This is a genomic window from Streptomyces sp. NPDC001770 (assembly GCF_053596135.1).
Genome location: NZ_JBSFFN010000021.1, coordinates 50,779 through 72,852 on the forward strand (window position 1 = coordinate 50,779; position 22,074 = coordinate 72,852).

Genomic DNA, 22,074 nt, shown 5'->3' on the forward strand with positions numbered 1-22,074 from the left:
CACAAGGAAACCTTGGTGGAAGGCTGGGCGGATGGAGTCCTTCCCCGCCAACCCTGACAGCCTGCACGACCCTGTGACGCTCCTCGACGAGCAGGGCACCGCTTGGGTGCTCCACCGTAGGCGTGCGGACCTCCGCATCGTGCGCCGACTCATCAAGGACGCAGCCACATCAGTGGTCTGGGCGGACATGGGCGGTATCAGACCACGTCCCACGACCGGAACCGAACGCTCCGTGCTCTGGGAACGGATCAAGAACGACTACAGGGGACCAGGTGGAAGCGGATCGACCGGGCGCTGCCTGGCTCACGAATTCCGCACCGAATCGGGGCGCCGCATGCTCTACGTGGCGGAGGACTGCTGACGCCACAGAAATTGCGCCAGAGCCGGAACTCGGCGACATCCCTTTCGCTGGACGCAGACCGCTCTCTGCACTGACCAGCAATCGCTGCTGGATCCCGGGGACAAAGCCACCGGGTTGAGACGGAGGACCGTGGTGTTTGTGGAGATCGTCTTTGTGGGGCTGCCGATCGACCGTGATGAGGTCGAGGAGGCGTTGGCAGTGGCGTTCGAGCTCGACGGTGAGATCACGGGCGCGGGCAGCGGCATGGGTCGTTGCCATCTTGACCTTGAGATCGCGGAGGGCTCTCACGCGACCGCGGTCCTGGAGCGGCTCCGGGCTGTGCTGTCCGAACTGGGCGTCGCGGACCACGCGACCTTGAATGTCAGCGAGTGATCAGGCTGCCATCCGTGCTCGTCCGCCCCAGCGGACGCCCTTCCCGCTGCGGACACGGGCGCGTTCGCGGCGTTCGGCCGCCAGGATATCTAGATGGCGGGCTTTGGCGTTGCGCCAGCGAACGTAGGCGTGCAGAGCCCGGTTCTGGACCGCGTGGTTGGGGTGGTGCGAGTTGGCGATGGTGGACCGCCGCAGCGGCCCGAAGTGCGCCTCGATCGGATTCGCCCAGGACGCGTACGTCGGTGTGAAGCACATTTCGACCCGGCGCCATTCGGCCCAGGCGCGGATCTTCTCACCCTTGTGCGCGGACAGGTTGTCCAAGATCACGTAGACCAGGGTGCCATCCGGGCGGGCCGCCCGGATCGACCTGAGGGCGGCCAGCGTGTTACCGGCGCCCTTCTTTCGCCGGTTGACGCCCCAGAGCGTGTCGTCACCGACCGAGTAGCAGTCAAGTACCGGACCCCGTGGGTGCGGTGATAGATCGCGGGGTGCCGTTCCGGGTGACCAGCAGCGGCCCACCCCGAGCCGCCGGTCGGCCGGATTCCCAGCGGACCGAACTCGTCGAACGCGAAAACGCGGTCGGGGAAGCGGTCCAGGACGGGACGTGCTCGATCCGGTCGAGCTTGGCGTAACGGTCTGGGTCGGGCGACTCTTTCCAGGTCTTCGTGCGCTGGAAGGTGACGCCACGGCGGGCCAGCAGGCACCGCAACGCCTCGGCGCCGATCCGGATGACGCGGCCGTGGACCCGGCGCAGGTAGATGACGAGCTTGCGGATGGACCAGCGGGTGAAGGGCTGGCCGAGCTTGGTCGGGCGGGTGGGGGCCATCGCGACGACGAAGTCCTCGTCGTCGGGAGTGAGCTGGCGGGGACGGCCTCCCGCCCATCAAGGGTCCAGACAGGCCAGGCCGATCTCGCTGAACCGGTGGAACACATCGCGGACGGTGTCCTCGTCGGCCTGCACCAACTGGGCGATGACCGGGACCCGGTTCCCGCCGGCCGAGGCCAGCAGCATCATCGCCCGCCGGTAGCGCACCGAACTGGTGCTACCGCGACGCACGATCTGCTGCAACTTCTGCCCTTCCTGGCCGGTCAGTCTGCGCACACGGACAGGCTCGGTCACCACACCTCGACGGGTCGGATCGGACGTCACCGCACATCCAACCGCCCCGACCACCAACCCGGCGAACCAATCCGGTCACAGCACTAAGGATGCCCGCGGCTTCCAGGAGGGCCTTGACGTCCTTGGTTGGGCTGTTCGGCGCGTGGGCGCTGCTCTTGGGAGCGTTCTGCGTCACCCAGCCGCGACGGGCTGACGCGCTCCGCCGCGGCCGGCGCCCGTGGCCTGCTGCTCGTCTCCGCGGCGGCGCTCCCGCTCGGGCTCCGGAGAGCCTCGGGCCGGTAGCGAAAGGCGGACATCGGATCGGGGTGCCCCCTCCGGACGGAGGGAGCACCCCGCCGCGTTCCAAGTGCGGTCCGGGCAGCCGCTATCCTCGCGCGCCCACCGCCCCCGCCATCAGCGAGGCCAGCCGCGCCGCCGAGGTGCCGAAACCGGTCGGACCCGTGAGCCGGCCCCGCGGCGGGCGGGCGGCGCTCTCCCGGCGCAGGTCCTCCTCGCGGTAGCGGCGGCAGCCCCGGTGCCAGATCAGGATGCCCGCCAGCCAGTGCCGCAGCTCCCGCACGTAGCCGGCGAGCACCTCACGGGACTCGGCGTCCAGCCCGAAGTCGTCGTACAGGAGCGGCAGTTCCACCTCGGCGACATGCTCGAACTGCCGCAGACGCCCGTTCATCAGGTCGTGGACGACCGCCACCCCGGTCGGGTAGTCGACGCCGAAGAAGTTCTGCACGACCAGGACGCCGTTGTGCACCTCGCCCTCGTACTCGATCTCCTTCTGGTACGAGAACAGGTCGTTGAGAAGGGCCGCGTAGTCAGCCGCCGCGTTCTCCAGCGACCGCATCGGACCGCTCCGGTAGATCTCCGGCGGCACCTTCTTCCCGTGCGCCAGCCGGCACAGGGCCATCGTGAGGTCCGACCCGAAGGTCATGCGACGCATCTCGATGTAGTCCACCGGATCGGGGATACGGTTCTGCGCCTGGTTCGCCAGCTCCCACAGCCAGCTCTCCGTCATCGACTCGATCGCGTACCGGAAGCCCCGCCGCCCCTCCTCGTCCATCGGACCCGCGGTCCGCTCCCACAGGTCCCCGAGCCCGCGCTCCAGCGCGTTCACCGGTTCCGGCACACCCGCGCCGGAACCGTCCAGCGGCATGAAGAGCGACAGCCGCTCGTTGGCCAGCCGCGCCCCGGCCAGGTCGCGGGTGCGCCCGTGCACCACCGGGAACCAGTCGTCGCCGTACGTGCCCCAGGCCAGCCACGCCGAGGAGAGGTCCAACTCCTCGGGTGACGCGTCCGGATGGATGCCGGCCGCGCAGAGCGGGAGATCGACCGCCGTGATCCGGTCCTCGTCCCAGATGTGCGAGCCGGGCACCCCCGGTTGCTCCTCCAGGATCCCCATGCGGCGCGCCCAGTCGACGATCCGCACCCGCGCCCCGTCCAGATGGGGGCTGAGCGTCGTCCCGAACGGCAGTCGGATGTCGGGCAGCAGGGAGGGGCCCACCCGCTGGTGCGGTACATGGCTGTGCCCCCGCAGCCTGGCGGCCTCCGAGCGGGGGGTGAAGCGGATCGACGCGGCCGCCATGCCGAACGTGTCCGCCATCCCCAGACGGCCCGAAGCCGCTTCCGCGCCACCGTCGTTCATATAGCGGCTGGAGCGCAGATGCCACTCGTGGCCGCCGGACTGCCAGTCCTGGAGCCCCTTCACGTACGCGAGGACGGCGGCGGTCTCCGCCGGACCCAGTCCCTCGCTCGCACAGAGCGGGCCGAGTTCGGTCAGGACCGTGTTCTCGAACTGCTGGAGCCGGGAGGTGAGCAGGTCGTTGACGGCCTCGGCCGCCTCCTGCGTCGAGCAGCCGAGGAACTTCTCCAGTACCAGCACGCCGTTGCTGTTCTCGCCCTCGTCCTCCACCTCGCGCTGGTAGGAGAAGAGGTCGTTGCGCAGGTGGACGCCGTCGGAGAAGGCGTCGCGCAGGACCCGCAGGGCCCGGGCGCCGGCCACCGCCTCGGGGACCTCGGCGTTCGCCGCGTACTCCACCAGCCCGGCCGACCAGGGCGCTCCTCCGACCTTGCGGCGCATCTCGATGTACTCGACCGGGTTGGCGATCCGGCCCTCGTTGATGTTCGCGAGCTCCCACAGTGACTCGTTGAGCAGGTTCTCCGTCGCCTCGGCGAACCGTGCCCGCCACGCGTCCGACATGCTCGGCACCGTCCGCGCCCAGAGATCCGCGAGCCCCGCCTCGACCGGGTTGACCGGCTCCGGAGTCGGGGCGCCCCGCTCCATCGGCATGAAGGCGGGCAGCCGTTCGAGGTAACGTTTCGCGCCCTCCCGGTCCGGGGTGCGCTTGAACAGCTCCAGGAAGTGGTCGTCGAAGAAGAAGACCCACACGTACCAGTCGGTGACCAGCGACAGAGCCTCGGACGAGCAGTCGGGGTGGGTGTACGCGCACAGCAGCGCGTAGTCGTGCGCGTCGAGGTCCTTCTCGTCCCAGATGCCCGATCCCTCCAGCATCCCCATGCCGCGCGCCCACTCCCTGGTGTGGCGCCGCGCCTCCTCCAGGTGTGGGCTGAGCCGTGCCGGATACGGGACGTAGAAGTCCGGCAACGAGAAGGGCTGTGCCATGTGCGTCGGGCCTTTCCAGGAGACTCCGCGCGCCGTTCGCGCGGACCCGTCTTGCGCGCCAGCACTACCCCTCGGCCATCCGGGTTACGCAGAGCGGTAATAAGTCGCATAATCACCACGGACTTTCCCCGGTGGAGTAAAACTCCGGTAACGGAACCCGTCACCCGCCCCGGACGTTCCTGCCCGCCGCAGGTCACACCGGCTGCCAGTGGTCTGCACCACTGGCTCATCTGCCTTTCCCAACAACGCTCTTGACGTGCCGTCATCCCGGGTCGGAGAGTGTGCCGCCACGACGGTACGAGAGATCGACTCGCCCCCGGCACAGGAAGTCCCGCTCCCAGAAGGGTTGTCATGACGTCGAAGAAGAGGTCCAGGCTCGCGCTCGCGCTGGTCGCGGCCGGTGCGCTGTGCACCGCCCTGCTCACCCCGGCCGCCCACGCCGACGGCGTGCGCCCCGAGTGCCCCCGCAGCCTCGCCTGCGACTGGGTCCCGGCGGCCTACCAGCAGACCGGCGACCCGGCCGACAAGGCCAGTTACGGCAACTACGACACCGCGGACCGGCCGAAGAGCAACGCGATCAAGTTCATCGTGCTGCACGACACCGAGGTCGACTTCGACGGCACCCTCAGGACCTTCCAGAACCCGCTCAACAAGACCTCCGCCCACTATGTCGTCCGCTCCTCGGACGGGCACGTCACCCAGATGGTCAAGACCAAGGACATCGCCTGGCAGGCCGGAAACTGGTACGTCAACACCCACTCCATCGGTATCGAACAGGAGGGCTTCGCCGCCGACGGGGCCGCCTGGTACACCGACGCGATGTACCGCTCCACCGCCAAGCTGGTCGCCCACCTCGCCAAGCAGTACGACATCCCGCTCGACCGGCAGCACATCCTCGGCCACGACGGCGTCCCGCCCACCAGCGCCGCCGGAACCAAGAGCATGCACTGGGACCCGGGCCCCTACTGGGACTGGAACCGCTTCATGGCCCTCCTCGGCAAGGGCAGCCGGCCCTCCGGCCCGAAGAAGAGCGAACTCGTCACCGTCGCCCCGGACTTCGCGCAGAACAAGCAGGAGTTCCGGGACTGCGAGAAGGGCGTGGACCTGCCGCTCCAGGGCAGCAGCGCCGTGCCTCTGCGCACCGCGCCCTCCGCCGACGCACCGCTCTTCTCCGACCCCGGACTGCACCCGGACGGGTCGGCGGGCACCGACTGCGCCGCCGACTGGGGCAGCAAGATCAGCGCCAGCCAGCAGGCCGTCGTCGCCGAGCGGGTACCCGGCTGGACGGCGATCTGGTGGTACGGCCAGAAGGCCTGGCTCAGCACTCCCGCCGGTACACGTGTCACCGTCCCCACGAAGGGCACCGTGGTCCGGCCGAAGGCGGGCCGGACCGAGGTCCCCGTGTACGGCGTCGCCTACCCGGACGCAGCCGAATACCCGGCCGGCTTCACGCCCCGCACCGGCTCCCCGCTCGTCTACACCATCAAGGCGGGGCAGGCGTTCCCCGGCGGCGGCGAGGCTCCGACGGGCTACTACTACGCGCCGACCATCGACGCGTCGACCCCGTACGACCACACGTACTTCGCCGGCGGACAGAAGTACCTGACCGTCCAGATCGGGCACCGGGTCGGGTTCGTGAAGGCGACCGACGTGGACGTGGTCCGCGCCGGCTGACGGCGCGCTCCGGTCCGGGCGGGCGGACCTCCCGCGCCCGCCCGGACATGACCGCGCGCCCGCGGGCCGGTGTGTCGGCACCTCCCGCGAGCGCGCTCCCCCCGAGGGCGGGGCGGGCGCCGGGCGTTTGCCCCTGGCCCGCCCGCGGTCTCAGCGTGTGCCGACGGCCGCTCGTACGGCCCGGCGGGCCATGGCGCAGTCGTCGTGCAACCGGCGCAGCAGCAGCCGCTGTTCCTCGCCGGACGACAGGGCGCCCGGCCGGTCGTGCGACGCCCCCGCCGGGCCGGGCTCCCGCATGGTCCGCTGGATGGCGGTCTCGTAGGTACGGATCTCTCGTGTCAGCACCAGCATCAGGTTGACGAGGAACGCGTCCCTGGCATCCGCGCCGCGCGCCTGCGCCAGTTTGCTGATCTCACGGCGCGCCACCACCGCGTCCTGGCCCAGGACCGTCCAGAGCGTCGCCAGGTCGTACCCCGGCAGGTACCAGCCCGCGTGCTCCCAGTCCAGGAGGACCGGACCGGTGGGCGACAGCAGGATGTTGGAGAGCAGCGCGTCTCCGTGGCAGAACTGGCCCATGCCCTGCCGGCCGCCCGCGACCGCGAGCCCGTGCAACAGCTTCTGCAGGTCACCCAGGTCGCGATCGGTGAACAGCCCCAGCTCGTGGTAGCGGGAGATCCGCGAGGCGTAGTCCAGCGGGGCGTCGAAGAGGCCGGCCGGAGGCCGCCATTCGTTGACCCGGCGGATCGCACCGAGCACCTGGCGCACATCCGTGCGGGGGGGTGCCTCCAGGGGGTGGCGCGTCAGCGCCGCCACCCGTCCGGGCATCCGCTCGATCACCAGCGTGCAGTTCTCCGGGTCGGCCGCGATCAGCCGGGGCACCCTGACGGGAGGGCGGTGCCGGACGAACGAGCGGTACGTCGCTATCTCGTGGCGGAATCGTTCGGTCCAGGCCGGCGAGTGGTCGAGTAAACACTTCGCCACCGCGGTCGTCCGTCCGGTCATGCCCACGATCAGGACGGAGCGGCCGCTGCGGCGGAGGACCTGGACCGGGTTGAACTCGGGGCAGATGCGCTGCACGGAGGCGATGGCCATACGCACCTGTGCACCCTGGGGACCCGACAAGTCGATTCTCCCGCTGAGCGGTTGGGTGCCGGGGCCCGCCGTCCGCCGAGCCCGGCCCAGACCCGGTGCCGGGGTGCCGGAGAGGGGGGCGAGGTACGGTCCGCCTCCGGATCCCCTCGGACGGAGCGGCCGGGGCGGAGCGGACACGGAGGACGATGCTGTGTACATGGGCGAGACAGATCCCTTCGTGCGCCGACAAGTTGCGTGCGCCACCCCGGCCGGCGGCCGTCCGGCACCCTGGGGAGTACCGAGGGCTGCCGGGCGGGGTGGCGCACTCCTACCTGACACCGTGGGGCCGGTGGCAGTGCAGATAGCGTGCCCTGGCGAACGGGTGGCGAATATGCGCGACGCATCTGACTCGGGGTTAGTGTGCAACTCAGCCGAGAACCTGGGGGCTTGACGTGACCGGAGAACCCAACACCCGTCTTTCCGATCTGTTCGGCATGGCCGGATGGTCGAAGGGCGAGCTCGCGAGGATGGTGAACCGGAAGGCAGCGGCCATGGGCCACTCCCAACTGGCGACCGACACCTCGCGCGTCAGGCGCTGGATCGACATGGGGGAGTCCCCGCGCGATCCCGTGCCGGAGGTGCTGGCGGCTCTGTTCACCGAGCGGCTCGGCCGTGTCGTGACCATCGAGGACCTCGGGTTCGGCCGACGCGGGCGCACGGGAAAACGGCGGGTCGCCGGGAAGGACGAGCATCCCGACGACGTTCCGTGGGCGCCCGAACGGACGGCGGCGGTCCTCACCGAATTCACGGGAATGGACCTCATGCTCAACCGACGCGGCCTGGTGAGCGCGGGCGTCGCGCTCGCCGCCGGCCCCAGCCTCACCAGCGCCCTCAGCGACTGGCTGCACTCCGATCCGACTCCGGCGGCCGACGCGCCCCGGACCGACACCCCCCTCCACGCGGACCCCGCGGGGTTCGACCGGTACGACACCGCCCCCATCGGCTCCGCCGAGGTCACCGCCCTGGAGAACGCGGTCGACATCTTCCGCAAGTGGGACGCCCAGCGTGGTGGCGGACTCCAGCGCAAGGCGGTGGTGGGCCAACTCAACGAGGTGGGGGGCCTGCTGGCGTACCGCCACCCCGCCGACCTCCAGCAGCGCCTGTGGGGCGTCGCGGCCAACCTCGCCGTACTCGCCGGCTGGATGTCCCACGACGTCGGCCTCGAACCCACCGCCCAGAAGTACTTCGTCATCGCCGCGCACGCGGCGCGCGAGGGCGGCGACCGGCCGCGCGCCGGGGAGGCCCTGTCGCGTGCGGCACGCCAGATGGTCCACCTGGGACGTCCGGACGAGGCACTCGATCTGATGAAGCTCGCCCACTCCGGGGCGGGCGAGGAGGCGCTGCCGCGCACCCGCGCCATGCTCCACACCATCGACGCCTGGGCGTACGCGTCGATGGGCCGCGGGCAGGCGATGCGCCGCTCCCTCGGCGAGGCGGAGGAGCTGTTCGTCTCCGACCGGAACGACGAGGAGGCGCCGGGCTGGATGCAGATGTTCGACGAGGCCGATCTCTACGGCATGCAGGCGCTCGCGTTCCGTACGCTGGCCGACCACGACCCCTCGGCGGCCGCGCTCGCGCAGCAGCACGCCAAGAAGGCCCTCGGGATGCGGAACGACGGGCGTCAGCGTTCCAGGCTCTTCGACTACATCTCGCTCGCTTCGGCGTGCTTCATCGCCGGTGACCCGGAGCAGGGGAACACCTACGCCCGGCGGGCCATGGTGTCGATGGGGGAGACCTCCTCGCACCGCACCTGGGACCGGCTGCAGCAGATGTACCAGCTCACCGCGGTGTACGCCGACGACCCCGCGATCCGCGAACTCCGCAAGGAACTCGAACTCGTGATGCCCCGCCCGCCCAAGGAGGAGAAGGGGGCCGAGGCCTGAAGTCGCGCCGACCGGACCGAACGCTTCGAAACGCGTCGTCCCGTGCGTCGTGACGGTGTCCCGCCGGCCGCCGGGTGTCAGGTGCGTGCCGGGTGTCCGGTGTCAGCCGGCGATCCGGGCGACCAGCACGCATCCCTCGACCGGGCGATCGTCCCCACCGAACTCCTCGGCGACGGCCGTCACGCATTCGGCTGCCGTACGGGACCGGGAGAAGCGCGGCGCCAGCCCGAGCAGCTTCTCCGGCGCGGCGCCACGGTCAGCGGCAGGGGCCAGTCCGCCGGTGCGCAGCAGGAGCACGTCGCCGGGAAGCAACCGCGCGGTTTCCTGCCCGTAGGCGATTCCCGGCGCGGCGCCCAGGAGCACCCCGTCGGGAGGAGGCAGCGGGGCACCGGAGCTCCCACGGAACAGCAGGGGGGCGGGGTGTCCCGCCTGCGCCCAGGTCAGGAGGCCGGCGGAGGGATCGAAGAGCCCGCACAGGGCGCTGCCCAGGGCCGGCTGGACCGATGCCTGGAGCAGCTGGTTCAGATGGGTCAGCAGCGCCCGGGGCTCGATGCCCGCCACCGCCATGCCCCGCAGCGCACCCAGCACCATTGCCATGGAGGAAGCCGCCGGAATGCCGCGCCCGGTGAGGCTGCCGATGGTGAGCAGGGTCCTGCCGTCCGGCAGGGCCATGGCGTCGTACCAGTCCGTGCCGGTCGGGCCGTGCGCCCGTGACGGCAGGAGACGGGCGGCGATGTCCATGACGGCGCCGGATCCGCCGCACACCGGCCCCAGCGAGCCGTGCGGGGAGGGCAGTACGGCCTGGTGCAGCTCGACCTCGATGCGGCGCTCGGTCCTCGCGATGTCGTCCTGCCGGTGCAGGGAGTCGCGGGTGCGGACTTCGAGCTGCCGGCGGTCGCTCAGCGCGCTGACGTCGCGCAGGACCGCCCACAGGGAGACAGTGCGGCCCTCGGGGTCCAGCACCGGCTCACCCATGGCGTGGAGGGTCCGCGTCCTGCCGTCCGGACGGCGGATGCGGAACTCGCCGTCCATCGGCTTTCCATCGATCAGGCAGTTGGTCACCATGGAGGTGAGCAGGGGCTGGTCCTCGGGGACGAGGACGGTGGGCAGCTCGTCCAGGGAGAGCGGACCCGCGTCGACGTCCCGGCCGAAGATCTCGTAGAGCTCGGCGGACCATACGACGCCGTCGTCGAGGAGGTTCCACTCGGCACTGCCCGCCCTGCCCGACAGCGGGCCCAGCTCCTCGTCGGCGGGAACGGTGTCCGGAGCCGGCGCGGGCGGTCCCTCCCTGAGCTGTCCGAGGCGGGCGCCGAGGTCGTCGAGGTGGTGGGCGGCGAGCTCGCAGAGTGCGCGCTGCCAGCGCTGGTGAGGGTCGTCCTCGTCGATGACCGCGGCGGCCCGGCACACCGAGTCCAGGTCTCCGCGCAGTCGGCGTGCGCGGTTGATCATCGCGTCGACGGCGTCCCGCTCGGACGGTCGTACCGCCGGGCGGTCCGCGAAGAGGGGGGACGGCATCTCGAACTCCGATACGGACGCTGCTGCCGGTTCTCGGGGAGGAACGGGAGAGGAACCGAGGATGACTGTGACACAGGGGAGTGGAGCTCGTAAGAGGTTTGGCAACACTCGTGGCGTTCTTGCGTGCGGCATATGTCAGCGGCTGACGCGAAGGAGTGTGACTCGAACGTCCTTTCGTGGATGGGGAGTTGGTCTGGGATGAAATGGTCCGTCGGGAGGCATCGGGGAGGATGTGGGCCCGAGGGCGGCGGGATGTGTGCGCTCCGGGGCGTGTCCGGAGAGTGGGAATGTCTCCCGGGTCGCTCGTGTTACGTGACCAGAATGAAAACGACACCCATTCCGGAGAAGGGGAGAAGGTGTCGTCCAGCGGAGGAGGTATTCATGGCACGCAGTGAACTCAGGCCGGTCGTCACCCTCCGGTCCACGGCGGGGACCGGACAGAGCTACGTCACGCGGAAGAACCGCCGCAACGACCCGGACCGGCTGGAGCTGCGCAAGTTCGACCCGGTGGCCGGTCACCACGTGGTCTTCCGGGAAGCCCGCTGAGCCGCGGGGTCCGCTGGATCCCGCACCACCTCGAACGGCATGGCCCGCCGAACAGCGGGGCCCGCGAACCGCACTCTCCGCCCTACCGCACGGGAAGGAACACCTCCATGCAGCAGCACATCCACCCCACCACCCGTTCTGTCGTCTTCCGTGACCGCGCGGCAGGGGTCGCCTTTCTGACCCGCTCGACCGCCGACGCGACCGAGCGCGTGGAGTGGGAGGACGGCCGGAGCTATCCGGTGATCGACGTCGAGACCTCGTCGGCGAGTCACCCGTTCTACACGGGCACGCGGCGGGTGCTGGACACGGCGGGGCGGATCGACCGCTTCCGTCGCCGCTACGGTGACGTCGCGGCGGGACGCTGACGAGCCGGCCGGGACTGCCGGTTCCGGCCGCTCCGGGCCTGTCGCGGCCGGCTGTCCGCCCGTCCCGTGCCCCGGATCACACCGGGGAGGCCGGAGTCCGGGAACACCCGCGAGTGGTTTATCGTTCATCTATACGTGGTGCGAGGGGGACAGTGTCCCCGGGCCTCACCTTTCGCCCATGGGGAAGATCGTTCGGCTGAAGCCCCATGGAGCAACCCGCCGAGAGGCGACCGCCCCTCGTACCCCATGAACGGCCCCGGCCGGATTCCCCCGATCCGGCCGGGGCTTTTCCCTGTCCGGAGGAGCCCGAGTCGGCGCGAGGCGCTCAGCCGCGCGAGGGGACGGGCCGCCCGGCCGCCTCCAGGACCAGTGCCCCCAGGGCCGGGAACACCGCCACCGAGGCGGCACCCGGCGGCCACCACCGTGTCGCCGCGGCGGCCAGCGCGGCACCGGCCACCACGGCGGCCAGCCGCCCGAACACCCGGACGTCGTCCCGGGCCGGCCGGCCGAGCACCAGCCGTCCTGCCAGCGAGGTCAGCGTGCCGGTGAAGTAGTTGGTCGGGGTCACCCGGACCGTCCCCTGGATTCCCATGGCCACCGCGACGGCGGCGAGCAGCCCCGTCCGGTCCGTCCCCGACGTGACGAGCCCCAGCCCCCACGCCGTCGCCGCAGCGCCCAGCAGGATCACCTCGACCAGCAGCAGGGCCGCCACCGGCCACCCCCACCGCCGCCCCATCAGCGCGCCGCACCCGGCCCCGGCCACGTACGACACCAGCGCGGCGCCCACGTGCGCCGCTGAGCCCTCCTCGCCCGCTCCCGTCGCCGAAGCGCCCAGCAGTACGAGATTTCCGGTCATCACGCCCGCGAAGACCTGCCCCGCGCAGAGGAAGACGAACGCGTCGGCCGCCCCGGAGGCTCCCGAGAGCAGCCACAGGGCCCAGGCGACACGACCGGCCGGGGCGTCCCCGGCCGGAGGGGGTGGGGGAGGGGAGGAAGAGGACACCCGGGCATTCTCGGCGCGCCGGCGGCCGGAGACCGCGCACCCCCGCACCCCGGCGTGCCGGGACGCCGTACGGCACACGGCCGTACGCGCCCTCCGGCGAGCTGCCGGGGTGCGTACGGCCGTGTGCCAGGGGGCCGGTCAGCCTCCCGCGCGCGGGACCACCGTGGACAGCACGCCGGTCAGCGCGTGCCAGTCCGCCGAGATGATGCTGGCGTGCCGCCCCGCGAGGAGGGTGAGCCGGTCCAGGGCCTCGGCCGGCGTCGGACTGGTGCCGTCGATGGCGGGCGCCACGTTGTTCGCGTCCGTCATCAGTACCAGGTACTGGCTGCGGGCGTACCAGGCGGTGTCGATGGAGCCGCCCGCGTATGCGGAGGCGTCCCCGTCGAAGATCACGAACCAGGGCCGGAGGGAGGCGTCGGTGTACCGCGTGCGGGGGTCACCGGCCTGCGCGGTGTGCACGGCGGGGAAGGCCGAGGCCTCGCGCAGCCGGCCCGCGGCGGCGAGGTCGCGCAGCCGCGTGGCGTACTCGCGGTCCGTCCACAGGGTGTCGAGCGGATTGCCTTCCTCGACCGTGCCCGGGATCAGCTCCACCAGGAAACGGCCCGCCAGCGCGTCGCGCGTGGGCCAGCCTCCGGCGGTGACGGCCTCGTCGAGCGTGGCGTGGGAGCCCGTGAGATCGGCGGGGCGGTAGAGCGCGTCGCCGAGCTTCGCCGTGAGCAGCGCGTCCAGTTCGGCCGGACCGCGGCCGCTCGTACCGAGGAACCCGTCCTTCAGCTCGACCTTCAGCACGATGGGCCGGTGCCCCGGGTGGGCGTCGTGCCAGGCACGGATGTCGGAGAGGCAGCCGGCCAGATTCTGGTTGCGCGGCTTGCTGCGCAGTTCTCCGGCGCTGGCCGCGTTCTCGCAGTTGTTGTCGTTGCCGAGCGGGTTGCTGTGGGAGACCCGCCACGAACTGCCGAACGCGTTGGTCCACACGTCGAGTTCGAGCATCGCGGCCCCGGAGTCGAGTGCGTCGGCGAAGTAGGTGAACGTCGACTTCTCGTACGCGTTGTGCACCCCGACGCCCGTCGTCGCGCCGTACGAGCTGCCGCCCTGGCCGGTCGCCGACTGTGCGCTGCCGGCCGAGACCGCCACGCAGAACAACCCGGCCGCGGCGGCCGTCACCCACCGGCGCCATCCCTGCTTCATGGACCCTCACCCTCACCCACGCCGTCGAAGTTGATGCGAACGCGTCAACGAGGATTCACGATAGGAGGCGCGGATGACCTTCAGGAGTACGCGAACCGGCCGTTCGGGGAGCACCGGTTGTCCGCGCGGCAGCCACGGCTACGGACCGGCGGAAACGGCGTCCCTGAGGGGCACGGAAGCGGCGGGCCGGGTCACACCGTCCCGTCGAGGCCGGTCGCGTAGTGCTCGATGGCGGTGCGGTACCGCCTCACGTACGGGTCCTCGCTGGTCGACGCGACGAGTCGCAGCAGCAGGCCCATCGCCTCGTGGTGTTCGCCCGTGTTGTACAGCGCCATCGCCAGGAACGTGTGCAGCGCCCCGTCGTCCGGGAACTCCGCAACCCCCTGACGGAGCGTCTCGACGGCCTGCCCGTACCTGCCGAGCACCCGGTACGTGCTGCCGAGGCCGACGAGCGCGCCCCGCCGGTCCTCCTCGCCGAGCCGGCCGCCCGACAGACAGCGCTCGTAGTACGCCACCGCCTCGGCCTCCAGGCCGAGGGCGTCGTGCGCCCACGCCGTCTGATAGGCGACCTCCGCGTCCTGCGGGAACCGCGCCGTCAGGGCGAGCAGTCGCTCCCTGGCCTCCTCCGTACGGCCCTCGGTACGCAGCCGTACGGCGTCGGCGAGCAGTTCGTCCCTCTTCGGTGAGCTCATGGACGCCATCGTCGCAGGCGCCGCCCAGCCGCGATCGGGCGCCCCGCCGCGGGCCTCCCGGGCGGCCGTGCGCCCTCGGCCTTCAGGCGGACGGGGCCGGTACGCGGTGCTTGGCGAACCCCGTCGGGCGGGGTGGCCGGATCGGGGTGTGACCGGGCGGGACGGGGGCATTCGAGGGCCATGACCGCTGACGCGAACCGCACAGTGCGGAAAAGAAGTTGGGCGCACACGCTGCTGCGCGCCGGCATCCTGGTGGTGGCCTTCGTGGGCCTGGTCGCCTTCTCCGTCGTGCTGGCAAAGGTGACGCTCACCCCGTCACCCGCGTCGGCCGGGATCGCCCATTCGAACATGACCCCCGGGCGCTCGCTCCGGCAGTACGCCGAGGACTACACCTTCCTCGCGGCCTGCAAGCAGGCGGGCGGAAACATCCTGCTCGGCGCGCCCTTCGGGGTGCTGCTGCCGGTCCTCGTGCCGCGCCGGCTGCGGATGCTCCGCATGATCCTGCTGACCGTCGTGGTCATGGTGGTCGTGGAACTGGCCCAGGGGGCGGTCGTCGAGGGCCGCGCCTTCGACATCGACGACGTCATTCTCAACACCACCGGTGCGCTGCTCGGTTACCTGTTCGTGGGGCGCCGGATCAGCCATCACTACCACTCCTTCGCGACGGTCCGGACCGAGCCTGTTCCGGCGGCGGCCGCCCCGGTCGCCGAGGACGCGTCGGGCCGGTCCACCGGTCGGGCCGGCGAGGCCAGGGGGTTCAGGGCGCGGGTGGCGGCGGTATCGACGCGGGCCGGTATGTCCCGTACCACCGCGAAGGCGCGGGCCACCGACGGGAGCGCGCGCCCGGTGAAGGCTCCGGCCACCGCCGGGGGCCCGCGCTCCGCGAAGGCGGCGACCGTCGCGGGCAGGAGCCGCGGGAAGGCGCCGGCCGAGGCCGGAAACGAGGGAGCGGCGCGGCCCGGGGGCGGGCGCACGCTGCTGGAGCGGCTCCGCAACCGCTGACCGGGACGGCAGGGCGTCCCCCGGCCGGCGGAGACCGCGGCCCGTCAGGTGCCTCGGAGCCGGTGTGCCGTGGTCGCCGACCGGGCCGGGCCTGTCGCCCGGCGCGGTCCGCGCCGTGACTCTCCGCCGCACTGCTGCGCCGCAACTGTCGTGCTCCGTAACGCGGTCGGGACGCCGGGGGCGGATCAGAGCGCCGGGTAGGCGTTCTTCATGAGCTCCTGGAACCGGGCGGAGGACCACTGCCCGGAAAGCGGGGCGTCAGGCAGCACGCCGGAGAGGCTGTTGCCGTTGCGGGCGTTGCCCGTGCGGGTCGGGCCGCACATCCGGTCGAAGCCCCTGCCCTCGTCGTTCACGATGGCAGAGCCTGCGCCGTCCGACTCCTTCGGGTGCTTCATCCAGACGTACGCGTCGATGCCCGGCTCCGAGAGGCCTTCGGCCGCTCCCCGAGACCGGCACCGGCCTGGTTGCACCAGTTGCCCATGTGGAGGCGGCGGCCGACGCGTCCACCGTCGACGTAGGTCTCCACGCTCGTGGCCGGGCTCGCGGCGGTCGGACACACCGTGCCGCCCCAGCCGTTGCGGGAGGTGTCGACCAGCATGTTCTTCTTTCCGGCTGGTGGCGTGCGCAGAGGCACGGGCGCCCGCATCGAAGGAATGCCGACCTCGGTTCCGGAGCAATTCCACCGGAGGGTTCATGCCGTGTCTCTCGTCCCGCCGGACGAGAACTCCTACGGCGCCGGCGCAATGGTTTTCCGCGATTCGCGGTTCTCACTGGTGGCGGTGGCGGTGGCGGCGATGGCGGCCCGGCCGGACCGCCATCGCCGGGCGTCCGCCCGGCGCCGCCCACGCTCCCGGGAGATCGAACGCGAGGTCCCAACAGGCAGCTGACAGGACCGAGTTGTCCTCCCCGGCGTTTGCCCCCGGAATCCTCCTTCCGCGGGCCGGTGACGGAATGGACCACCGTGCGGAGGAGAGGCGCCCCTGTAGGGCCGGGCCACGGGGGCGCCGGCGAGGGCCTGTCGAGGCGGGAACTGCTCCGAGGTGCAGACGGAACACGTACCGCGTGGGAACGGAAAGCGGAGGGAGACGCATGAGCGACCCCGTCAGCCGGGCGTGCCCCTACGGCACGCCCGATGATGGAATCGCTCCCGCTGGTCGGCCATGACGTTAGGGCGCCAACTGGTTTCGGTCAACAGGCCAGTTCTCCACTCAGGCAATCGAAATTATTCGACTCTTCAAGTCTCTTGACTCCGATTTTCCGTCTCTCCATGCTGGGAGCGCTCCCACTGATTCAAGCCTTGTGCTCAATTTCCGCACACCCACCGCAACCACCCCATGATCGTCGGAGTCGAGAGGAGGAAACCGTGCATGCCATCGGGAGGCTCGCGAAGCACGCGGGCATCGACGAGAGCCGGGAAACCACTGAGAAGCGGAGCGCGATCACGTCGGCCGTGGACCGCGCTCGCAACAGCTCTCCTTCTCCCCATGCGAACCAACGACCCGGTCACTCCGACCTCCTGGAGTGAGCGATCCGAGCAGGCGGAGGTGCGGGTTGAACGGGACGCCCCGCACCTCCGCCGTTCCACCCCCCGGCGGGCCCGCCCCTGGCCCGCCGGGGACACCCGTTCGGACCCCGGCGGATTGCCCCGACGGGTGCGCCGCGCCAGGTTGGCGGTGACGTCTACCGAGCCGGAGGCGCACCGCGTACCCGCCGAGGAGGAGCCGCATGGCCGACGGCCAGTGGAGCCCGGGCCACGTCTCACCCGAGGTACCGGAGTTCCAGCCGGTCCTGGACGTCGTGGAGCCCACGCGGCAGCGCCGGCTCACCGTACTGCTCCGCTCCCTGCTGCTCCTGCCGCACTTCGTCGTCCTCTTCTTCCTCTCGATCGCGGCGGCCGTCATGGTCGTCGTCGGCTGGTTCGCGGCGCTCGTCCTCGGCCGCCTGCCCGAACCCGTCTTCCGCTTCCTCGCCGGACGGCTCGGCTATCAGACGCGCGTGCTCGCCAACGAGATGCTGCTGGTGGACCGTTACCCGCCCTTCTCCTTCAGCCCGCCGGGGGACTACCCCGTACGCGTCGAGGTGCGCCCCACCGAACTCAACCGGCTCGCCGTCCTCTTCCGGCTGCTCCTGATGATTCCCGCGCTGGTCGTCCAGTCCCTCGCCGTCACCGGCTGGTTCGCCCTCTCCTTCGTCTGGTGGCTGGTCACCCTGATCCTCGGCCGCATGCCGAAGCCCCTGTTCGAAGCCACCGCCGCCACCCTGCGCTACCAGATGCGGTTCGAGGCCTACGCGTCGATGCTCACCCCCGCCTACCCCAAGGGCCTCTTCGGCGACGACGGACTGCTGGTCGTCCCGTACGGCACCGGTTCCGCGACCCGCCCCCTGATCATGAGCCGGGCGGGCGCGATGTTCGTCGTCCTCTTCCTCGCGCTCGGTCTCGCGAGCAGCGTCACCTGGTCCACCGCCCCGTACGGCGACGAGCCCTCGGGCACCTACCGGCTGCACCGGTGACCGCCGGAAGAGGGGACCGCCATCCGGTCCACCGCCGGGCATCATCGCCCGATGACATGGACAGCACCTGACGCGGTACCCACCCCCGATGCCCTGAACGTCCCGGAGCGCGAGACCCCGACCGCGTTCCTCCACCCCGGCCGTGCCGGCCTGCTGCGCAAGTGCGCCGGGCCGACCGGCGAGCTCTCGCGCGGCAGACCACCGGACCCTCCAATCCATGGACGCGGACTTCGAGGACCTCGTCCCCGAGCGCGCCCAGGAGGACTACGCGCGGCCGCTGGAGGACATCCGGCTGGCGGACGAGACGGTCACCGACGCTTCGCTCGACGACACGTCCGTCCATCGGGGCGAGACGTACTCCCTTCGGCTGATCCGCGTCCACCTCATCGCCGAGTACACCCGCCACGCAGGCCACGCCGACCTGCTGCGGGAGCGGCTGGGCGGTGTGGCAGGCGACCGACTCCCGTACGACTCTCCTCGGAACAGCCGGAGTTGGGGGCGCGCAGGCGGACTGAACCGGCGCGTACGGGTCAGACGAACGGTATGACGTCCACCGGTACCGAACCAGACAGCTCCGAGCGGCACGGCGACGGGCCCGCCGCCCGCCCGGCCGCGAAGAAGCGGGGATGGGCCAAGCCGCTCGGCATCTGCGCCGTGGTGCTGGCCCTCCTCTTCGCCGGCACCCGGCTCAGCCTCGTGCCGGGACTGGGCGACCTCTTCGGCGAGAAGACCAACGACCGGTCCGGGCCGGCCGTGCTCAAGTCGATCCAGGACATGAGCGCGTACGAAGCGGCCTCCGGTAACTTCCAGGTCGTCGTCGACCTGGAGAAGGACGCCAAGTTCCTCCCCGACGCGATCCGGGGTACACGCACCCTCTACGTGGGTGCCGGCACTGTCGGCGCCTCCGTGAATCTCGGCAAGGTCGCCGAGAACGGGGTCGTCGTCAACGACGACCGCACGGAGGCCACGCTCACCCTGCCGCACGCTGTCCTCGGCAAGCCCGCCCTCGACCCCGACCGCTCCTACTCGGTCTCCAAGCAGCGCGGCCTGCTGGACCGCCTCGGCGACTTCTTCTCCGACAACCCGGGCAGCGAGCAGGCGGTCAACAAGCTCGCGGCCCAGCACATCGCGGAGGCGGCGAAGGAGAGCGGCCTGACCGCGCGGGCCGAGAAGAACACCGCCAACATGCTCAAGGGCCTGCTCACCTCCCTCGGGTTCACGAAGGTCACCGTCACCTACGGAACCCCCGCGGGCTCCTGAGAGCCGTACGCCTCCTCGGCCGCCGATCGGTGCGCCCGTCTTTCTTCCATGCGACGAGAGGGGCCGGGTCGTGGTGCGGCCGGGCGGCCCGCTTGCCAGAGTGGACGGATGAACACAACAGATCTGCTCACCGATGCCTTCGGCCGGGTGCGGGACGCGGTGCACGCTGCCGCCGAAGGGCTCTCCGCCGACGATCTCAACGCCCGGACCGATGCGGGAGCGAACTCCATCGCTTGGCTCGTTTGGCACTTGACCCGGGTCCAGGACGACCACGTCGCGGACGCCTCCGGCGGTGAACAGGTCTGGTTCACCGACGGCTGGGCCGACCGGTTCGACCTCCCGTTCGACCCGGCCGCGACCGGATACGGACACACCGGCAAGGAAGCCGGCGCCGTGCGGGTCTCCTCGGCCGACCTGCTGCTCGGCTACCACGACGCCGTCCACGAACGCACCCTGGCCTTCGTCGGCGTACTCACCGGCAAGGCGCTGGACCGGATCGTCGACGAGGCGTGGTCCCCGCCGGTGACCCTCGGCGTCCGGCTCGTCAGTGTGGTGGCCGACGACCTCCAGCACGCGGGCCAGGCCGCCTTCGTGCGCGGAGCGCTCGGGCGTGCACACCGCGGATGATCGATCGCTGGTCGGCATAAAGGCCAGGTCAGAGGTGTGCCCAGTCCGGGCGTCGCACACCGGTGCGAGCTCCGGGCCGCGGTGCCATACTCGAAAGCAGCCAGTAGGCAGGCTTGGCATTGTCGAAAGGCGAGACGTCATGAACTGGGCATCGTGGACAACCAGTGGCGTCTTCGCGGGAGCCGGCGGAGTGAGCACCGCCGAGGTGGGCATCGTGACCGGGGATCTGACCGTGCACACGACGTGGTCGGACGAGCAGGCGGCCGTGGCCGTGCAGTTCAGCGGATCCTCCGATTGGTTCACCATGGCGGGCAGCCCCGTTCCGTGCTTCTCCGAAGAGGAGAGCCGCACCTTCCATCAGAGCGTGGTCGAGGCCGTGCGCGCGGGCGCGGGCGCGATGGTCCCCTCGCCACAGGGCGCCGCCCCCGCGCCACCCTCCATCGCGTAGGAGCCCCGGACACCGCCAGCGCCGCGAACGGCAAGGCTTACGCCCTCGCGGCACTAGAGTTGCTCACGCAACCGTACCGAGCGGGTGCGGAGAGTCAGCATGGTGTCGAGGAGCAGTGCGATGACAGGGACGGACGTCTTGCGGAGGAAACCGAGAGGGCAGGCCGGGCCGGAGAAGCAGCGTCCCCTCTGGGTGGAGATTCCCCTGCTCGTGGTCGTCGCGCTCTGCCTCGCTCTGCTCATCAAGACCTTCCTGGTGCAGGCGTTCTCCATCCCCTCCGAGTCCATGCAGAACACCCTGCAGGAAGGGGACAGGGTCCTCGTGGACAAGCTGACCCCCTGGTTCGGCTCGGAGCCCGAGCGGGGCGAGGTCGTCGTCTTCCACGACCCCGACGGCTGGCTGACCGGTGTGGAGGCCCAGCGGCCCAACGCGGTGCAGCAGGTGCTGACCTTCGTCGGGCTGATGCCGTCGGCGGAGGAGAAGGACCTGATCAAGCGGGTGATCGGAGTCGGCGGAGACACCGTCGAGTGCTCCGGCACCGGCCCGCTCCGGCTCAACGGGAAGGCGCTGGACGAGCCCTACGTCTACCCCGGCAACACCGCGTGCAGCCCGGGCGGGGACGGCGAGTTCAAGGTGAAGGTCCCCGACGGAAAGATCTGGGTGATGGGCGACCACCGGCAGGCATCCGCAGACTCCCGCTACCACCAGCACGACAAGAACGACGGCATGGTCCCCGAGGACGAGGTGATCGGACGGGCCGTCGTGGTCGCCTGGCCGGTCGGCCGCTGGGCGACACTGCCGATCCCGGCGACCTTCAGCCGGCCGGGCATCGAGTCGGCGGCCGTCCCCGGCGGCCTCGCCCTCGCCGGCGCGCTGCCACTCCTGGTGGTGCGACGGCGGCGAAGGGCACCCGGACCCCACGGCTCTCAGGCTGAGCGGTCCCCGAAGCGCAGGACGTAACGCCGCTGCCACGGGGTCTCCACCGCGCTCGGGTGGTAGTGCTCCCGTACGTAAGCGACCGCCTCGTCCGGACGGACCCCGTCCAGCACCGCCAGGCACGCCAGGGCCGTGCCCGTACGCCCCCGGCCGCCCGCGCACGCGACCTCCACGCGCTCGTCGGCGGCCCGGGCCCACACCTCGTCCAGCAGGGACCGGGCCGCCTCGTGGTCGGCCGGGAGGCGGAAGTCGGGCCAGCGCAGCCAGCGCGACTCCCACGCCACCGGTTCCGGCTCACGGCCCAGCAGGCGTACGGAGAAGTCCGGTACAGGGCCCTCGGGCAGCGGACGGCGGAGCCCCCGCCCGCGCACAAGACGCCCCGACGGCAGACGCAGAATTCCTGGGGCCGCAAGGTCCCATGCTTCGCTCATGCCTCCATTTTCACTGCTCTTTCACTCCTCGGGAGGCACCTCGGAACTCAGGGGGCGCGCCAGCAGAGGCGCGCCGGGTACCTGGTGGCCGCCGCTGGCCAGCATCCGTACCTCGCCCCTGGCGCTGATCTCGGCGCGGACGATGCCGGTCTCGTCCTCGTACACGGGATGTCCTCCCGCCCCCGCACGCTCGGTCATCCGGACGACGACGACATCGTCCTCCGCGCCGAGTGTCTGGAAGATCAGCTCGAAACGTTCCGGATAGTCCATGTGGGCCTCCCGATCGGGCACGACGGACGCCGGACCCCTTGGATTCCATTGTTTCCCAGCGTCGCCCTCCTCGCCCGGTCAAGGGAAGAGCAGGTTCGGCCGCTCAGGGGTCTCCGGCCGGGACGGCC

21 protein-coding genes and 2 pseudogenes are annotated in these 22,074 nt (G+C 71.1%); 13 read left to right on the plus strand and 10 right to left on the minus strand.

What is annotated here, in order from left to right; translation table 11 throughout:
* The first annotated feature begins 31 nt into the window (after positions 1-31).
* Positions 32-361, plus strand: coding sequence for a hypothetical protein (locus ACWCSV_RS19910; protein WP_451143934.1), 330 nt, complete (start codon positions 32-34; stop codon positions 359-361).
* 129 nt (positions 362-490) lie between these two features.
* A complete protein-coding gene (locus ACWCSV_RS19915) occupies positions 491-733 on the plus strand; it encodes a hypothetical protein (RefSeq protein WP_451143936.1) in 243 nt (80 codons plus the stop codon).
* On the opposite strand, the pseudogene ACWCSV_RS19920 reads toward ACWCSV_RS19915, so the two are convergent.
* A pseudogene (locus ACWCSV_RS19920) lies at positions 734-1,853 on the minus strand (IS630 family transposase).
* A 364-nt stretch (positions 1,854-2,217) separates the two neighbouring features.
* Complete coding sequence (locus ACWCSV_RS19925) at positions 2,218-4,464, minus strand: terpene synthase family protein (protein WP_451143938.1); 2,247 nt, start codon at positions 4,462-4,464, stop codon at positions 2,218-2,220.
* Positions 4,465-4,815: 351 nt separating this feature from the next.
* Here ACWCSV_RS19925 and ACWCSV_RS19930 point away from each other — a divergent pair, with 351 nt between their 5' ends.
* A complete protein-coding gene (locus tag ACWCSV_RS19930; protein WP_451143940.1) occupies positions 4,816-6,138 on the plus strand; it encodes an N-acetylmuramoyl-L-alanine amidase in 1,323 nt (440 codons plus the stop codon).
* Positions 6,139-6,288: 150 nt separating this feature from the next.
* Here ACWCSV_RS19930 and ACWCSV_RS19935 read toward each other — a convergent pair whose 3' ends face one another.
* Positions 6,289-7,428, minus strand: coding sequence for an aminoglycoside phosphotransferase family protein (locus ACWCSV_RS19935; protein ID WP_451143942.1), 1,140 nt, complete (start codon positions 7,426-7,428; stop codon positions 6,289-6,291).
* Positions 7,429-7,661: 233 nt separating this feature from the next.
* Between ACWCSV_RS19935 and ACWCSV_RS19940 the strand changes: the two genes are divergently transcribed.
* Positions 7,662-9,152 carry a DNA-binding protein NsdB gene (locus ACWCSV_RS19940; protein WP_451143944.1) on the plus strand — a complete coding sequence of 497 codons (1,491 nt, stop codon included), beginning with the start codon at positions 7,662-7,664 and terminating at the stop codon, positions 9,150-9,152.
* Between the two features lie 102 nt (positions 9,153-9,254).
* On the opposite strand, the gene ACWCSV_RS19945 is transcribed toward ACWCSV_RS19940, so the two are convergent.
* Positions 9,255-10,667: a PP2C family protein-serine/threonine phosphatase gene (locus ACWCSV_RS19945; protein ID WP_451143946.1), complete on the minus strand. Its 1,413-nt coding sequence runs from the start codon at positions 10,665-10,667 to the stop codon at positions 9,255-9,257.
* Positions 10,668-11,048: 381 nt separating this feature from the next.
* Between ACWCSV_RS19945 and rpmG the strand changes: the two genes are divergently transcribed.
* Both rpmG and ACWCSV_RS19955 read left to right on the plus strand, forming a co-directional pair.
* Positions 11,049-11,213 carry a 50S ribosomal protein L33 gene (rpmG, locus tag ACWCSV_RS19950; protein ID WP_266712731.1) on the plus strand — a complete coding sequence of 55 codons (165 nt, stop codon included), beginning with the start codon at positions 11,049-11,051 and terminating at the stop codon, positions 11,211-11,213.
* Between the two features lie 107 nt (positions 11,214-11,320).
* On the plus strand, positions 11,321-11,578 hold the full coding sequence (locus tag ACWCSV_RS19955) for a type B 50S ribosomal protein L31 (protein ID WP_451143948.1): 258 nt from the start codon (positions 11,321-11,323) through the stop codon (positions 11,576-11,578).
* 325 nt (positions 11,579-11,903) lie between these two features.
* Here ACWCSV_RS19955 and ACWCSV_RS19960 read toward each other — a convergent pair whose 3' ends face one another.
* From ACWCSV_RS19960 to ACWCSV_RS19970, 3 genes are all read right to left on the minus strand, one after another.
* Positions 11,904-12,581: a YoaK family protein gene (locus ACWCSV_RS19960; RefSeq protein ID WP_451143950.1), complete on the minus strand. Its 678-nt coding sequence runs from the start codon at positions 12,579-12,581 to the stop codon at positions 11,904-11,906.
* Between the two features lie 138 nt (positions 12,582-12,719).
* Positions 12,720-13,769, minus strand: a complete 1,050-nt coding sequence (locus ACWCSV_RS19965) for a phosphatidylinositol-specific phospholipase C domain-containing protein (protein WP_451143952.1) — start codon at positions 13,767-13,769, stop codon at positions 12,720-12,722.
* Between the two features lie 191 nt (positions 13,770-13,960).
* Positions 13,961-14,461, minus strand: coding sequence for a tetratricopeptide repeat protein (locus ACWCSV_RS19970; RefSeq protein WP_451143954.1), 501 nt, complete (start codon positions 14,459-14,461; stop codon positions 13,961-13,963).
* 180 nt (positions 14,462-14,641) lie between these two features.
* Between ACWCSV_RS19970 and ACWCSV_RS19975 the strand changes: the two genes are divergently transcribed.
* Positions 14,642-15,463: a VanZ family protein gene (locus tag ACWCSV_RS19975; protein ID WP_451143956.1), complete on the plus strand. Its 822-nt coding sequence runs from the start codon at positions 14,642-14,644 to the stop codon at positions 15,461-15,463.
* Positions 15,464-15,648: 185 nt separating this feature from the next.
* On the opposite strand, the pseudogene ACWCSV_RS19980 reads toward ACWCSV_RS19975, so the two are convergent.
* Positions 15,649-16,061, minus strand: a pseudogene (locus tag ACWCSV_RS19980) (glycoside hydrolase family 6 protein); the annotation flags it as partial.
* 1,127 nt (positions 16,062-17,188) lie between these two features.
* Between ACWCSV_RS19980 and ACWCSV_RS19985 the strand changes: the two are divergent.
* The 6 genes from ACWCSV_RS19985 to lepB all read left to right on the plus strand — a co-directional run bounded on the left by ACWCSV_RS19985 (position 17,189) and on the right by lepB (position 21,269).
* On the plus strand, positions 17,189-17,974 hold the full coding sequence (locus ACWCSV_RS19985; RefSeq protein WP_451143958.1) for a DUF4389 domain-containing protein: 786 nt from the start codon (positions 17,189-17,191) through the stop codon (positions 17,972-17,974).
* A 217-nt stretch (positions 17,975-18,191) separates the two neighbouring features.
* Complete coding sequence (locus ACWCSV_RS19990; RefSeq protein WP_451143960.1) at positions 18,192-18,521, plus strand: mycothiol transferase; 330 nt, start codon at positions 18,192-18,194, stop codon at positions 18,519-18,521.
* Positions 18,518-19,234 carry a DUF4230 domain-containing protein gene (locus tag ACWCSV_RS19995; protein WP_451143962.1) on the plus strand — a complete coding sequence of 239 codons (717 nt, stop codon included), beginning with the start codon at positions 18,518-18,520 and terminating at the stop codon, positions 19,232-19,234. Before ACWCSV_RS19990 ends, ACWCSV_RS19995 begins: the two co-directional genes overlap by 4 nt.
* Positions 19,235-19,342: 108 nt before the next feature.
* A complete protein-coding gene (locus tag ACWCSV_RS20000; RefSeq protein ID WP_451143964.1) occupies positions 19,343-19,861 on the plus strand; it encodes a mycothiol transferase in 519 nt (172 codons plus the stop codon).
* A 139-nt stretch (positions 19,862-20,000) separates the two neighbouring features.
* Positions 20,001-20,309 carry a hypothetical protein gene (locus tag ACWCSV_RS20005; RefSeq protein WP_451143966.1) on the plus strand — a complete coding sequence of 103 codons (309 nt, stop codon included), beginning with the start codon at positions 20,001-20,003 and terminating at the stop codon, positions 20,307-20,309.
* 120 nt (positions 20,310-20,429) lie between these two features.
* On the plus strand, positions 20,430-21,269 hold the full coding sequence (gene lepB / locus ACWCSV_RS20010) for a signal peptidase I (RefSeq protein ID WP_451143968.1): 840 nt from the start codon (positions 20,430-20,432) through the stop codon (positions 21,267-21,269).
* On the opposite strand, the gene ACWCSV_RS20015 is transcribed toward lepB, so the two are convergent.
* Together ACWCSV_RS20015 and ACWCSV_RS20020 are read right to left on the minus strand one after the other, a co-directional pair.
* Complete coding sequence (locus ACWCSV_RS20015; protein WP_451143970.1) at positions 21,236-21,676, minus strand: protein-tyrosine phosphatase family protein; 441 nt, start codon at positions 21,674-21,676, stop codon at positions 21,236-21,238. The genes lepB and ACWCSV_RS20015 overlap by 34 nt on opposite strands.
* 21 nt (positions 21,677-21,697) lie before the next feature.
* The gene (locus ACWCSV_RS20020; protein ID WP_386891044.1) at positions 21,698-21,946 is read right to left on the minus strand and encodes a DUF6296 family protein; all 249 of its coding nucleotides are present in this window, start codon (positions 21,944-21,946) and stop codon (positions 21,698-21,700) included.
* Positions 21,947-22,074 lie beyond the last annotated feature (128 nt).

Bases quoted from the DNA above. Each gene is read 5' to 3' on its own strand.
- rpmG (WP_266712731.1), top strand. From the start codon at position 11,049: ATGGCACGCAGTGAACTCAGGCCGGTCGTCACCCTCCGGTCCACGGCG.
- ACWCSV_RS19965 (WP_451143952.1), bottom strand. From the start codon at position 13,769: ATGAAGCAGGGATGGCGCCGGTGGGTGACGGCCGCCGCGGCCGGGTTG.
- ACWCSV_RS19935 (WP_451143942.1), bottom strand. From the start codon at position 7,428: ATGTACACAGCATCGTCCTCCGTGTCCGCTCCGCCCCGGCCGCTCCGT.
- ACWCSV_RS19990 (WP_451143960.1), top strand. From the start codon at position 18,192: ATGGACGCGGACTTCGAGGACCTCGTCCCCGAGCGCGCCCAGGAGGAC.
- ACWCSV_RS19995 (WP_451143962.1), top strand. From the start codon at position 18,518: ATGACGTCCACCGGTACCGAACCAGACAGCTCCGAGCGGCACGGCGAC.
- ACWCSV_RS20020 (WP_386891044.1), bottom strand. From the start codon at position 21,946: ATGGACTATCCGGAACGTTTCGAGCTGATCTTCCAGACACTCGGCGCG.
- ACWCSV_RS19930 (WP_451143940.1), top strand. From the start codon at position 4,816: ATGACGTCGAAGAAGAGGTCCAGGCTCGCGCTCGCGCTGGTCGCGGCC.
- ACWCSV_RS19985 (WP_451143958.1), top strand. From the start codon at position 17,189: ATGGCCGACGGCCAGTGGAGCCCGGGCCACGTCTCACCCGAGGTACCG.
- ACWCSV_RS20005 (WP_451143966.1), top strand. From the start codon at position 20,001: ATGAACTGGGCATCGTGGACAACCAGTGGCGTCTTCGCGGGAGCCGGC.
- ACWCSV_RS19910 (WP_451143934.1), top strand. From the start codon at position 32: ATGGAGTCCTTCCCCGCCAACCCTGACAGCCTGCACGACCCTGTGACG.
- ACWCSV_RS19975 (WP_451143956.1), top strand. From the start codon at position 14,642: ATGACCGCTGACGCGAACCGCACAGTGCGGAAAAGAAGTTGGGCGCAC.
- ACWCSV_RS19970 (WP_451143954.1), bottom strand. From the start codon at position 14,461: ATGAGCTCACCGAAGAGGGACGAACTGCTCGCCGACGCCGTACGGCTG.
- ACWCSV_RS19945 (WP_451143946.1), bottom strand. From the start codon at position 10,667: ATGCCGTCCCCCCTCTTCGCGGACCGCCCGGCGGTACGACCGTCCGAG.
- ACWCSV_RS20000 (WP_451143964.1), top strand. From the start codon at position 19,343: ATGAACACAACAGATCTGCTCACCGATGCCTTCGGCCGGGTGCGGGAC.
- ACWCSV_RS19955 (WP_451143948.1), top strand. From the start codon at position 11,321: ATGCAGCAGCACATCCACCCCACCACCCGTTCTGTCGTCTTCCGTGAC.
- ACWCSV_RS19925 (WP_451143938.1), bottom strand. From the start codon at position 4,464: ATGGCACAGCCCTTCTCGTTGCCGGACTTCTACGTCCCGTATCCGGCA.
- ACWCSV_RS20015 (WP_451143970.1), bottom strand. From the start codon at position 21,676: ATGAGCGAAGCATGGGACCTTGCGGCCCCAGGAATTCTGCGTCTGCCG.
- lepB (WP_451143968.1), top strand. From the start codon at position 20,430: ATGACAGGGACGGACGTCTTGCGGAGGAAACCGAGAGGGCAGGCCGGG.